The organism is Pseudomonadota bacterium, assembly GCA_016719885.1.
In the GTDB taxonomy this organism is placed as follows: Bacteria; Pseudomonadota; Gammaproteobacteria.
Genome location: JADJYF010000006.1, coordinates 290,161 through 302,863 on the forward strand (window position 1 = coordinate 290,161; position 12,703 = coordinate 302,863).

The following is a 12,703-nucleotide window of genomic DNA, read 5'->3' on the forward strand; positions in this document are numbered from 1 at the left end:
GCGTCACCGTGCTGGCCTTGGGCGCTGCCTTGGCAGCGGGCTTGGTGGCATTCGATGCGGGCGCGGGCTTGGCCGCCGGCATGCCACCGCCCTTGGCGGTCGCCGCGCTCTTGGCGGCGGCAGCGCCGACGATGGCTTTCGCCAGCGGCTTGGCCGCCATCGCCTTGTCCTCGGCCGGCGGCGGCGAGGGCGGCGCGTCGTTCAGCGCCGCGTCGCCCGGCGCCAATGGATCGAGCGGAGGCTCCAACGGCGTTTCCGCGGCCTTGGCGAGACTGCTTGCGCTCTGCGGCTGGTCATGTTCGCGGTTCGGATCGGTGATGCGGAAGAACACCTCGCCGCTCTTGATCATGCCCATCTCGCTGCGCGCGCGCTCCTCGATGGCTTCCAGTCCCTGCTTGAGATCCATCACTTCCGCGGCCAGCGAGCGATTGCGTTCCTTCAAGCGCGCAATCTCGTCCTTCTGCTCTTCGACCGAGACTTTCAACTTCTCGACGTCGTGCTTGCCGCCCCGCGTGTACCAGAGCCCATACTGCAGGTACATCGTGAGCAGCACCAGGACAATGATGACCAGGCGCACTTACGATCCGGCGGCACGGCGCGTCAGGCTCACGCGGGACAGGACTCTCACCGACCTGCTAGCCGAGCTTCAAGTTGTAGAACGCCTTGCGGCCCGGGTAGACGGCGCGCGAACCGAGCAGGTGTTCGATCACCAGCAGGCGGTTGTACTTGGCGATGCGATCGGAACGCGACATCGAGCCGGTCTTGATCTGGCCGGTGCCGAAGGCCGCGGCGATGTCGGCGATGGTCGAATCCTCGGTTTCGCCGGATCGATGCGACACCACCGCCGTGTACTTGTTGCGCTTGGCCAGTTCAATGGCGTCGAAGGTCTCGGACAAGGTGCCAATCTGGTTGACCTTGATGAGGATCGAGTTGGCGACCTTCTGGTCGATGCCACGCTGCAGGGTTGCGCTGTCGGTGACGAACAGGTCGTCGCCGACCAGCTGCACGCGCTCGCCGAGCGTCGCGGTCAGATGCTGCCAGCCGGCCCAGTCGTTCTGGTCCATGGCGTCTTCGATGGTGATGATGGGGTAACGCTTGCACCAGTCGGCAAGCATGTCGGTCATCTCGACCGCGCTCAGCACACGGCCTTCCGATTCGAGGTCGTACTTGCCGTTCTTGTAGTATTCCGAGCTCGCGCAATCGAGGCCGAGAGCGATGTCGTCGCCGAGCTTGTAGCCGGCCTTTTCGATGGCGCGCACGATCAACTGCAGCGCCGCTTCGTTGGACGGCAGATCAGGCGCGAAGCCGCCTTCGTCACCCACCGCCGTGCTCATGCCGTCGGCATTCAGCAGCGACTTCAGGGCATGGAACACTTCCGCGCCATAGCGCAGCGCCTCGCGAAAGGTCGGCGCGCCGACCGGCAGGATCATGAACTCCTGCAAATCGACGCTGTTGTTGGCATGCGCGCCACCGTTGATGACGTTCATCATCGGCACCGGCAACACGTACTCCGGGTTGTCGCGCAGCGACTGGAAGAGCGGCTTGTTGGCGGCGTTGGCGGCGGCGTGGGCGGCGGCCATCGACACTGCCAGCATGGCATTGGCGCCGAGCTTGCCCTTGTTGGGCGTGCCATCGAGTTCGATCATCTTCTTGTCGAGGCCGGCCTGGTCGGCGACATCGTGGCCCTTCAATGCCGCGGCGATGGCGCCATTGACGTTGGCGACGGCCTTGGTCACGCCCTTGCCCAGGTAGCGGGTCTTGTCGCCGTCGCGCAGTTCCAGCGCTTCGCGCTCACCGGTGGATGCGCCGGACGGCACCGCCGCGCTGCCGCGCGCGCCATTGTCGGTGACGATTTGCGCGTAGACCGTCGGGTTGCCGCGCGAGTCGATGATTTCAAGGGCGTCGATGCTTGCGATTTTGCTCATGGGTTCAGCCGTTCAATTTGAAAAAATTCAGTGGGTGTCGCGCTTGATGGCGCCGTCCAGCGTCTTCAGGGTCTCGAGCAGGGCGCGCATGTCGGCCAGCGGCAGCGAGTTCGGGCCATCGGACAGGGCGCGCGCCGGATCGGGATGGGTTTCCATGAACACGCCCGCCACGCCCACCGCCACCGCCGCGCGCGCCAGCGCCGGCACGAATTCACGCTGACCGCCGGAAGCCTTGCCCTGCCCGCCCGGCAGTTGCACCGAGTGGGTGGCGTCGAACACCACCGGGCAGCCGGTGTCGCGCATGATCAAGAGCGCGCGCATGTCCGACACCAGGTAGTTGTAGCCGAAGGACGTGCCGCGTTCGCACACCATGATCTGCTGGTTGCCGACCGCGCGCGCCTTCTCGACCACGTTGGTCATGTCCCAGGGCGCGAGGAACTGCGCCTTCTTGATGTTGACCGGCTTGCCCTGGCGCGCGACGTTCTGGATGAAATTGGTCTGGCGACACAGGAAGGCCGGCGTCTGCAGCACGTCGACCACCGCGGCGACTTCGTCTAGCGGCGTGTCTTCGTGCACGTCAGTCAGCACCGGCACGCCGAGTTCGCGCTTGACCCGCTCCAGTACGCGCAGGCCGGCCTCGATGCCGGGCCCGCGGTAGCTGTCGTGGGAGGTGCGGTTGGCCTTGTCGAACGAGGCCTTGAAGATATAGGGAATGCCGAGTTCGGCGGTCACGGCTTTCAGCGTCGAGGCCACCTCCAGCACCAGCGCCTCGGATTCGATGACGCAGGGCCCGGCGATCAGAAAGAAAGGTTCCGACGCGCCGACCTCGAAATCACACAGCCGCATTACTGACCTCGGCGGCCGGCTGCTTCTGATGGCGCAGCGCCGCCTGCAGGAACGCCGTGAACAGCGGGTGGCCATCGCGCGGCGTGGAGGTGAACTCGGGGTGGAACTGCACGCCGACGAACCACGGATGGGTGGGGATCTCGACAATCTCGACCAGGTTGCCGTCCATCGAGCGACCGGCGATGCGCATGCCGGCGGCTTCGAGGTCCATGGTGTAGGTGTTGTTGAACTCGTAACGGTGGCGATGACGCTCGTTGATGAGATCCGTGCCATAGGCGCGCGCCACGAAGCTGTTGGGCGCGAGCCGGCAGGCTTGGCCGCCGAGCCGCATGGTGCCGCCGACATCGGCGTCGGCGCTGCGCACTTCGACCGCGCCATCGGCGGTCTTCCACTCGGTGATGAGGGCGATGACCGGGTTCGGCGTGCGACTGTCGAACTCGGTCGAATGGGCGCGTTCGAGATTGGCCATGTGACGTGCGAATTCGATGACCGCCGCCTGCATGCCGAGACAGATGCCGAGATAGGGCACACGGTTCTCGCGCGCGTAGCGCACCGCCAGCACCTTGCCCTCGATGCCACGCTCGCCGAAACCACCAGGCACCAGGATGGCGTCCATTTTTTCCAGGGCCGCGCAGCCGTCGGTTTCGAGCCGCTCGGAATCGACGTAGTGGATGTTGACGCGCGTGCGGGTGTGGATGCCGGCGTGGGTCAGGGCTTCCGACAACGACTTGTAGGACTCGGTGAGATTGACGTACTTGCCGACCAGCGCGATGTCGACCTCGTGCTCGGGATGCTGCAGGGCGTAGACGACATTGTTCCATTGCGTCAGATCGGCCGGCGGCACCTTGAGGCCGAGTTTCTCGACCACGATGTCGTCCAGCCCCTCTTCGTTGAGCAGCATCGGGATCTTGTAGATGGTGTCGGCGTCGCGCGCGGTGATCACGGCGCGTTCCTCGACGTTGGTGAACAGCGCAATCTTGCGCCGCTCCGAGGGCGGCAGCGCGCGGTCCGCGCGGCACAGGAGAATATCGGGCTGGATACCGATGGAGCGCAGTTCCTTGACCGAATGCTGGGTCGGCTTGGTCTTCATCTCGCCGGCCGAATTGATGTACGGGATCAGCGTGAGATGGATGTACAGGGTATTGGCGACGCCGAGTTCCACCCGCATCTGGCGGATGGCCTCCAGGAACGGCAAGGATTCGATGTCACCGACCGTGCCGCCAATCTCGACCATCGCCACTTCCGCGTCGCCGGCGCCCTGCTTGATGCAGCGGATGATCTCATCGGTGATGTGCGGGATGACCTGCACCGTCGCGCCGAGATACTCGCCGTGGCGCTCCTTGCGAATCACGTTGGCGTAGATGCGGCCGGTGGTGTAGTTGCTCTGCGAGGACGTGCGCTGGCGAATGAAGCGTTCGTAATGGCCGAGATCGAGGTCGGTCTCGGCGCCGTCATCGGTGACGAACACTTCACCGTGCTGGAACGGGCTCATGGTGCCCGGATCGACGTTGATGTACGGGTCGAGCTTGACCATCGAGATCTCGAGGCCGCGGGCCTCGAGTATGGCCCCGAGCGAGGCGGCAGCAATGCCTTTCCCCAACGAGGACACGACGCCGCCGGTAACGAATATGTATCGCGTCATGCAGAATTGAGTGAGTGCCAGGAGCCTAAAACAGAACGGCCGTGCGGCGAGTCGCGCGGCCCGTTCGGGTGCGGTGAAAGTTACCAGATCGGCCGCCCTGCCTCAATCGCGGCAAGCCGCCGCACGCGCGCTGTTGACCCCGCGCAAGTGCCACGCACGGGCCACGCGGCGGCTGCCACGGCCGATGGTAATATGCCGCCCGCCCGCGGGCGGCGCAGCGCCATGCCCACTTCCGCCACGACCCGCGCCGTGCCCAGAATTCTTGCTTTACCGAGGAACGAGCATGTCGGACATCGAAATCGCCCAGGCCGCCACCATGCGACCCATCGTCGAACTGGTGGGCAGCCGTTATGGCATCGCGCCGCAGCACCTGGTGCCCTACGGCCATTACAAGGCCAAGCTGTCGCTGGACTACATCCGCGAACTGGAGAACCGTGCCGATGGCAAGCTGGTGCTGGTGACCGCCATCAGCCCGACGCCGGCCGGCGAAGGCAAGACCACCACCACCGTCGGTCTCGGCGATGCGCTGAACAAGGGCGGCCGGCGCGCCATCATCTGCCTGCGCGAGCCATCGCTCGGCCCGTGCTTCGGTGTCAAGGGCGGCGCGGCCGGCGGCGGCTATGCGCAGGTCGTGCCGATGGAAGACATCAACCTGCATTTCACCGGCGACTTCCACGCCATCGGCGCCGCGCACAACCTGCTGGCGGCGATGCTCGACAACCACATCAATCACGGCAACGCGCTCGACATCGATCCGCGCCTCATCACCTGGAAGCGCGTGGTCGACATGAACGACCGCGCGCTGCGCGACATCGTGGTCGGCCTCGGCGGCACCGCCAACGGCTATGCGCGCGAAGACGGCTTCGATATCACGGTGGCCTCGGAAGTGATGGCGATCTTCTGCCTCGCGACCTCGCTCGCCGACTTGAAAGCGCGGCTCGGTCGCATCGTGGTCGGCTATACCCGCGAGCGTAAGCCGGTGACGGCGGCGGATCTGAAAGCCCACGGCGCGATGGCGGCGCTGTTGAAGGACGCCATCAGTCCCAACCTCGTACAGACGCTGGAGAACAACGTGGCCTTCGTGCACGGCGGTCCGTTCGCCAACATCGCCCACGGTTGCAACTCGGTGACCGCCACTCGCACCGCCTTGAAGCTCGCCGACTACGTGGTGACGGAAGCGGGCTTCGGCGCCGACCTCGGCGCCGAGAAATTCATCGACATCAAGTGCCGCATGGCCGATCTGAAACCGAGCGCCGTGGTGCTGGTCGCCACCATCCGCGCCTTGAAGTACCACGGCGGCGTGGCGGTGCCGGAGTTGAACAAAGAGAACCTCGCCGCGCTGGAAGCGGGCTGCGTGAACCTGGAACGGCATTTGAACAACATCCAGCACCACTACGGCCTGCCGTGCGTGGTCGCCATCAATCATTTCACCGCCGACACCGACGCCGAAGTCGAACTGCTGCGCAAGCGCGTGGCGGCGCTCGGCGCCACGGTGGTGGTGGCCAGGCACTGGGCCGAAGGCGGCGCCGGCGCGATGGATCTCGCCGACGCGGTGGTCGGCTTGATTGAAGCCAAACCCGCCACGCATCGCTACGTCTACGAAGCGGACGACAGCCTGTGGGACAAGATCAACGCCGTCGCGACCAAGGTCTATGGCGCGGCCGGCATCAGCGCGCCGGCCAAGGTACGCGATCAGATCAAGGATCTCGGCAGTCGCTATCCGGACTTCCCGGTGTGCATGGCCAAGACCCAGATGTCGTTCTCGACCGATCCCACCTTGCGTGGCGCGCCCAGCAATCACACCGTCGAGATCAGCGAAGTGCGCGTGTCGGCCGGCGCCGGCTTCATCGTCGCCATCGCCGGCAACATGATGACCATGCCCGGCCTGCCGAAATCCCCGGCGGCGGAGCGCATCGATGTCACGGACGAGGGGAAGATCGTAGGGTTGTTCTGATCCGTAGGTCTCCTTGTGGGTCAGACCTCAGTCTGACATTCAACGTCTCGGCCGCGACTACAGTCCAAGATCGAATGTCAGACTGAAGTCTGACCCACAGGGCCCCGGAAATTTATCTACGGCGCCAACTCGATGGTGCCGTTGATCACCACTTCCACCGACTGCGTGCCGGCCTCGATGGCGGGGTTGGCGACTTCGGCCTTCATCGCCATCGCGCGGCCGGCGTACATCATCGGCTGCGGCAGGTTGCCGCGCTGGTCGAGATTGGCATTCACCAGCGTGTAGCCCTTGCGGCCGAAACTCGCGGCGACTTTTTGCGCCCGTTCAGAGAAACGCTTGATGGCCGCATCGGTGAGGCGCTCCGTCACCGCTTCGCGCAGGCTGTCGGAGATCTCGTAGCTGACCGCTTCGATGGCGAGACCGCCCTGCAGACTGCCGAGCAGCGCGGTCAAGGTGTCATGCTGCGCGCTTTCCAGGCGCAAGCCCTGGTGCACGCGCCACGAAGCGATTTTCTGCTGTTCGTCGTAAATCGGGTCGCTGCGGTAATCGAGGGTCTGGGCCTTCACGCCCTTGGTCTGTCTCGCCGTCGCGAGGGCCTTGGCCATCGCCTGGTTGACCGCGTCGGCCGCCTTGGCCTGCTCGCGCGCGTCCTGCTCGACGAACAGGCGCGCCACCAGCACATCGCTCGCGACATCTTCCTTGGCCGAGGCGCTGAAACTCACCAGGTTGCGGTTGGGTGTGTTGTCGGCGGCGTGGGTCGACACGGTGAACGCCAGAAACAGCGCACAGTACAGAAATTTCATGACACCTCCTGTAGGTGCGAATTCATTCGCACATTGTTCGGTCCGTGACGCCATCGAATGTGCGAATGAATTCGCACCTACACCGCGCTTATCAATTTCCAGGCGGCCGATACATGCTCGCGCGTGGTGTAGGTCTGTCCCACACAGAATCGCAGCGTGTACTTCCCGCGAATCACGGTATGGCTCATGAACAGGCGGCCGCTGTCGTTGAGGCGCTTGAGCAATGCCTGGTTGGCTTCATCACTGCCGCGCAGCCGGAAGCACACCAGGTTCAGCGAGCGCGGCACCACCAGTTCGAAGCGCGGGTCGTCCGCCACCCACTGCGCGAATTCCTCGGCCAGGGCGAGATGCTGACGGATGAAGCCACGCAGCGCTTCGAGGCCATAGGAGCGCAGCACGAACCACAGCTTGAGCGCGCGAAAGCGCCGCCCCAGCGGGATCTGCCAGTCGCGATAGTCGATCGCTTCGCCGCCCGCGCTGGCTTCGTTGCGCAGGTATTCGGGCAGCACCGTCAGCGCACGGATCAGCGGTTCGCGATCGGCGACGAAGAAGCAATCGCAGTCGAAATTGGTCAACAGCCACTTGTGCGGATTGAAGCAATAGCTGTCGACGCCGTGCATGCCGTCATTGAGATGGCGGTATTCCGGACACAGCGTCGCGCTGCCCGCCATGGCGCCATCGACATGCAGCCACAAACCCTCGGCGCGGCACAGCTCGGCGATGGCCGGCAGCGGGTCGATGGCGAGCGACGAGGTGGTGCCGATGGTCGCGCACACGAAGAACGGCGTGAGGCCGGCGGCGCGGTCGGCGGCGATGGCCGCGGCCAATGCGTCGACACGCATCGCGAGCTGCTCGTCCGTCGCTATCTTGCGCAGGCGCGCGCGACCGATGCCGGCGATGCTGACGGCCTTGTCCAGCGAGGAATGGGTTTCCTCCGAGCAATAAGCGACGAGACCGGGCGCGAGTCCCTGTTGGCGCACGCTGTAGTTCGACACGCGCTCACGCGCGGCGAGCAAGGCGCACAGCGTGGCGCTGGACGCGCTGTCCTGGATCACGCCGCCGCCGGCGCCGCTGGTCTTGAAGCGTTCGGGCAAACCCAGCGCATCCACCAGCCAGTCGAGCACATGGCTCTCGAGCTCGGTGCAGGCGGGACTCGTCAGCCACAGCATGCCCTGCACGCCGAGGCCGGCGCTCAGGAGCTCGCCCAAGATCGACGGCGGCGAGACATTGGCGGGAAAGTAGCCGAAGAAATTCGGGCTCTGCCAATGCATGAGACCGGGCACGATGATGCGCTCGAGATCGGCGAGGATGGCCTCGAAGCCGGTGCCCTGCTCCGGTGCCGCGGGCGGCAATTGCGCACGCACATCGCCGGGCGCGAGCGGTGATTTCACCGGCAGCTCGGCGACCCGCGCGCGGTAATCCACCAGCCAGTCGATGAGGGCGTAGCCAGCCTCGCGAAATTGTTCCGGGGAGAGATGTTCGGGTGGGGAATCGCTCATGGTGGAGCGATGGTGACGCAAGGCAGGCGATGGGCGCAAGGCGCCCATCGCCCCGCGATTACAGGTTGGCGAGGATGTTCTCGGCCGAGCTGGCCTTGACGTCCGACGCCGCAGCTTCGCGATGAACCTGCTTCACCACGCCGTCTTCGACCACCAGCGCAAAGCGCTCACCGCGGGTGCCCATGCCGAAGCCGCTGGCATCGAGCGACAGGCCGAGCGCCTTCACGTATTCGGCGTTGCCGTCGGCCAACAGCGTGACCTTGTCGCCCGCGCCCTGCTCCTTGCCCCACGCGCCCATCACGAACACGTCGTTGACCGACATGCAGGCGATGGTGTCGACGCCCTTGCCCTTCAAGGCGGCGGCGTTCTGGATGAAGCCCGGCAGGTGCTTGGCCGAGCACGCCGGCGTGAAGGCGCCGGGTACGGAAAACAACACGACCTTCTTGCCTTTGAACAGGTCATCGCTGGAGATCTTGTTCGGTCCCTCGGCGGTCATCACGCCGAAAGTACCGCTGGGCATCTTGTCACCTGTCTTGATAGTCACGTTCCAACCTCCGAATGAATATTGCTGTGCCTGCGAACGTCTTGCACCGTGCATGCCGTCCATGGCCGGCATTGTGCCACCCTGCTGTCGGCGCTGGGTAGGGTCAGGCGAGATCCCGCGCGTCGACTACGGGAATCGACGCGCGCATTCACACCACGCGATCGCGCGGCACGCGCCCTTCGAAGAAGTCATCGAGATTGTCGATCACGCGCATGCCCATGGCGATGCGGGTTTCCTCGGTGGCGCTGCCGAGATGCGGCAGCAGCACCACGTTGTCGAGACCGAGCAGGGCGGGCGGCACCCGCGGTTCGCCGACGTAGACATCGAGGCCGGCGCCGGCGATGTGCCGCTCGCGCAGCGCTTCGACCAAGGCGTCGTGGTCGACCACGTCACCGCGCGCGGTATTGATGAGGAAGGCATGCTTGCGCATGGCCGCGAGGCGCGCGCCGTTGATGAGATGGCGCGTCGCCGCGCCGCCCGGACAGTGCAGGGACACGAAGTCGGAGGCGGCCAGCATGTCGTCGAGTTGCGCGAAGGACGTCGCGCCCAAGGCCTTGCAGATCTCGGCGGGCGGCGGGGTGCGCGTGTGGAACACGATGCGCATACCGAAACCAAAATGCGCCTTGTGCGCCATGGCGCGCGCAATGCGCCCGAAACCGACCAGGCCCAGGGTCTTGCCCGTCACCTTGGCGCCGAGCATGTGGGTCGGCCGCCAGCCTTGCCACGCGCCGGCACGCAGCTCGCGTTCGCCTTCACCGGCGCGTCGCGCCGCCATCAACAGCAGCGTCATGGCCAAATCGGCGGTGCAATCGGTCAAGGCATCGGGCGTATTGGTGACGGTGAGACCCTGGGCGCGTGCGGCGGCGATGTCGATGTGATTGAAGCCGACGCCGTAGTTGGCAATGAGTCGGGTACGCCTGGGTGCGGTGTCCAGCAGTTCGGCCGTGATGGCGTCGGTGACGGTCGGGCACAGCGCATCGGCTTCACGCAGCGCCTGCTGGAGTTCGGCGAAGCTCATCGCCACGTCGCGCTCGTTGAGCTTGACGTCGAAGCGGCGCTGCAATATCTGCTCGACCGCCTGCGGCCAACGCCGCGTCACGATCACTCTCGCTTTGTCCATTGCTTGCGCTCCGAAATATTCAGCGCAGCCGCGCGGCGATGGCGTCGGCCTGCCGCACGAGATTCTCGGCCATGTGCGCCGAGGCCGCGTCGATCGTATGACCATCGAGTTGCGCGACGCCACGGCCGGCGTGCACCGCTTCCTCGATGGCGGCGAGAATGCGCCGCGCGCATTCGACATCCACGTCGGGCGGCGTCATCACTTCGTTGGCCAGGCTCACCTGCACTTCGTGCAATGCCCACTTGCCTTCGAAGCCGAGCGCCGCGCCGCGTCGCGCCGCCGCCCGGTAGCCATCGGCGTCCTGCACATCGCCGTAGGGCCCGTCGATGGCGCGCAGGCCGTGGGCTCGACAGGCGACCAGCACGCGCTGCATGGCGGCATGCCACTGGTCGCCGGGGTAATCGGGGTTGAGGCCGCCCACCGACACCGTGCGCGCACGACAACTCGCGGCAAGGTCCGCGCTGCCGAAATGCAAGGCCTCGAGTCGTGGACTGGCGCGTGCGATTTCTTCAACGTGGGACAGACCCAAGGTGGTTTCGATCGACGCCTCGATACCAATGCGCTCGCTCAGATCGCAATTCATTTCAATCTGCGTCAACAGGCAATCGAGCATGTACAGATCGGCCGCCACGCCGACGCGCGGCACCAGCAGGGTGTCGATATGCGCACCCGCCTGTTCAAGCAGTTCGATGACGTCGCGATACATGTAGCGCGTGTCGAGACCGTTGATGCGCACGCACAGGGTCTTGCCATGCGCGCGCCAATCGAACGACGTCAACGCGCCGATGATATTGGCCCGCGCCGCGAGCTTGTCGCCGGGCGCGACCGTATCGGCACAATCGAGCAGCACGTAATCGGCTTCGGAATGCAGCGCCCCCTCGAACCACTGGGGACAGCTGCCGGGAATGACCAATACGCTGCGCGCGAGCCGTGCCGGCACGCTGGGAAAATAGGTAAAGCTCAAACGGCAACTCCGGAGTGGCAGCGACAGGGACCGCGCCATTGCAGGTGCGAATTCATTCGCACATTGAAAGTGCACCGCCACACCTGGAGCGCGCGAATGAATTCGCACCTACGAGGCGTCTGAGGTGGCGACGGCGCGGCAGGTTTCGCCACGCCGATCCCGGTCGACGGTTATTCAGCGGCTCAGGCGGACTTGTACGTAGTCCGCAGGAACTCCGACGCGGCGCCGACGCCGCTGCCCGGCACCACGTCGATGCCGCTGTCTCGCAGCGCCATCTCGGTACCGGCCAGCGCCGACAGCACCATGATCTCGTTCAAGTCGCCCATGTGACCGATGCGGAACACCTTGCCCGCCACGTCACCGAGGCCGCCGCCCAGCGACAGGTTGTAACGCGCGTAGGCGTTCTTCACCACGTCGTTGGCGTTCTTGCCTTCCGGCACCACGATGGCGCTGACGGTATTCGAATAGCTGGCCGGGTCACGCGCGCAAAGCGAAAGGCCCCACGCTGCCACGCCCTTGCGCACCGCCTCGGCGTAACGCGCATGGCGCGCGTAGACATTCGGCAGGCCTTCTTCGAGCAGCATGTTGATCGATTCGCGCAAACCGCGAATCAAGGTCATGGCCGGCGTGTAGGGGAACCAGCCGTCGGCATTCATGCGCAGCTGGTCGTCGAAGTCGAAATAGGCGCGATGACACTTGGCGGTCTTGCGCCATTCCAGCGCCTTCTGGCTGACGCCGACCAGGCCCAGGCCGGTAGGCAGCATGAGGCCCTTCTGCGAGCCGGACACCGCGATGTCCACGCCCCACTCGTCCATGCGGAAATCGATGCAGCCGATGGCGCTGACGCCGTCTACCATGAGCAATGCCGGATGCTTGAGATCATCGAGTATCCTGCGCACGCGCTTGATGTCGCTGGTTACACCGGTGGCGGTCTCGTTGTGCGTGACCAGCACCGCCTTGATGCGGTGCCCCTTGTCGTTGGCGAGGATCTCGGCGTAACGGTCGTAGGGCACCGCTTCGCCCCACGGCGCTTCGACCAGCGTCACTTCCATGGCGTGCTTGCGACACAGCTCCGCCCACAGGTGGCTGAACTGGCCGAAGCGCGATTGCAACACGCCATCGCCCGGCGACAAGGTATTGGTGATGGCCGCTTCCCAGCCACCGGTGCCGGAGGCATTGAAAATGAACACCTGGCCGGCCGTGGTCTGGAAGATCTTCTTGATGTCCTCGAACAGGGGCTTGGCGAAATCCGGGAAGTCGCCGGCACGATGATCTTCGAGCGGTACGTCCATGGCGCGACGGATGCGCTCCGGGATGTTGGTCGGTCCGGGCACGAACAGGTGATTTCTTCCAGGCACAGGGAATCCTCCGGTTGGCGTCCGCTGGCGGAAACCGCTCTCTAGCAA

10 protein-coding genes and 1 pseudogene are annotated in these 12,703 nt (G+C 65.2%); 1 reads left to right on the forward strand and 10 read right to left on the reverse strand.

All coding sequences use genetic code 11. The features are described from left to right. Positions 1-292: 292 nt before the first annotated feature. From ftsB to IPM80_08845, 4 genes and pseudogenes are all read right to left on the reverse strand, one after another. Positions 293-577, reverse strand: a pseudogene (ftsB, locus tag IPM80_08830) (cell division protein FtsB). Positions 578-635: 58 nt separating this feature from the next. Continuing rightward, positions 636-1,925, reverse strand: coding sequence for a phosphopyruvate hydratase (gene eno, locus IPM80_08835; protein ID MBK8958530.1), 1,290 nt, complete (start codon positions 1,923-1,925; stop codon positions 636-638). 27 nt (positions 1,926-1,952) lie between these two features. After that, a complete protein-coding gene (gene kdsA, locus IPM80_08840) occupies positions 1,953-2,771 on the reverse strand; it encodes a 3-deoxy-8-phosphooctulonate synthase (protein ID MBK8958531.1) in 819 nt (272 codons plus the stop codon). Next, entirely contained in the window at positions 2,758-4,413 is a 1,656-nt protein-coding gene (locus IPM80_08845) for a CTP synthase (GenBank protein ID MBK8958532.1), read from the reverse strand. Before IPM80_08845 ends, kdsA begins: the two co-directional genes overlap by 14 nt. A gap of 283 nt (positions 4,414-4,696) precedes the next feature. On the opposite strand from IPM80_08845, the gene IPM80_08850 reads away from it, so the two are divergent. Then, positions 4,697-6,367 (forward strand): formate--tetrahydrofolate ligase, encoded by a 1,671-nt coding sequence (locus IPM80_08850; GenBank protein MBK8958533.1) that lies wholly within the window; start codon positions 4,697-4,699, stop codon positions 6,365-6,367. Between the two features lie 116 nt (positions 6,368-6,483). On the opposite strand, the gene IPM80_08855 is transcribed toward IPM80_08850, so the two are convergent. The 6 genes from IPM80_08855 to IPM80_08880 form a co-directional block, all read right to left on the reverse strand. Beyond that, positions 6,484-7,170, reverse strand: coding sequence for an SIMPL domain-containing protein (locus IPM80_08855; protein ID MBK8958534.1), 687 nt, complete (start codon positions 7,168-7,170; stop codon positions 6,484-6,486). A 77-nt stretch (positions 7,171-7,247) separates the two neighbouring features. Further along, complete coding sequence (locus IPM80_08860) at positions 7,248-8,669, reverse strand: aspartate aminotransferase family protein (protein ID MBK8958535.1); 1,422 nt, start codon at positions 8,667-8,669, stop codon at positions 7,248-7,250. 58 nt (positions 8,670-8,727) lie between these two features. Next, entirely contained in the window at positions 8,728-9,213 is a 486-nt protein-coding gene (locus IPM80_08865) for a peroxiredoxin (GenBank protein MBK8958536.1), read from the reverse strand. 148 nt (positions 9,214-9,361) lie between these two features. After that, positions 9,362-10,333 carry a D-glycerate dehydrogenase gene (locus IPM80_08870; GenBank protein MBK8958537.1) on the reverse strand — a complete coding sequence of 324 codons (972 nt, stop codon included), beginning with the start codon at positions 10,331-10,333 and terminating at the stop codon, positions 9,362-9,364. A gap of 19 nt (positions 10,334-10,352) precedes the next feature. Next, positions 10,353-11,336, reverse strand: a complete 984-nt coding sequence (locus tag IPM80_08875; GenBank protein MBK8958538.1) for a CoA ester lyase — start codon at positions 11,334-11,336, stop codon at positions 10,353-10,355. A gap of 143 nt (positions 11,337-11,479) precedes the next feature. Beyond that, positions 11,480-12,589: an aminotransferase class V-fold PLP-dependent enzyme gene (locus IPM80_08880; GenBank protein MBK8958539.1), complete on the reverse strand. Its 1,110-nt coding sequence runs from the start codon at positions 12,587-12,589 to the stop codon at positions 11,480-11,482. Positions 12,590-12,703 lie beyond the last annotated feature (114 nt).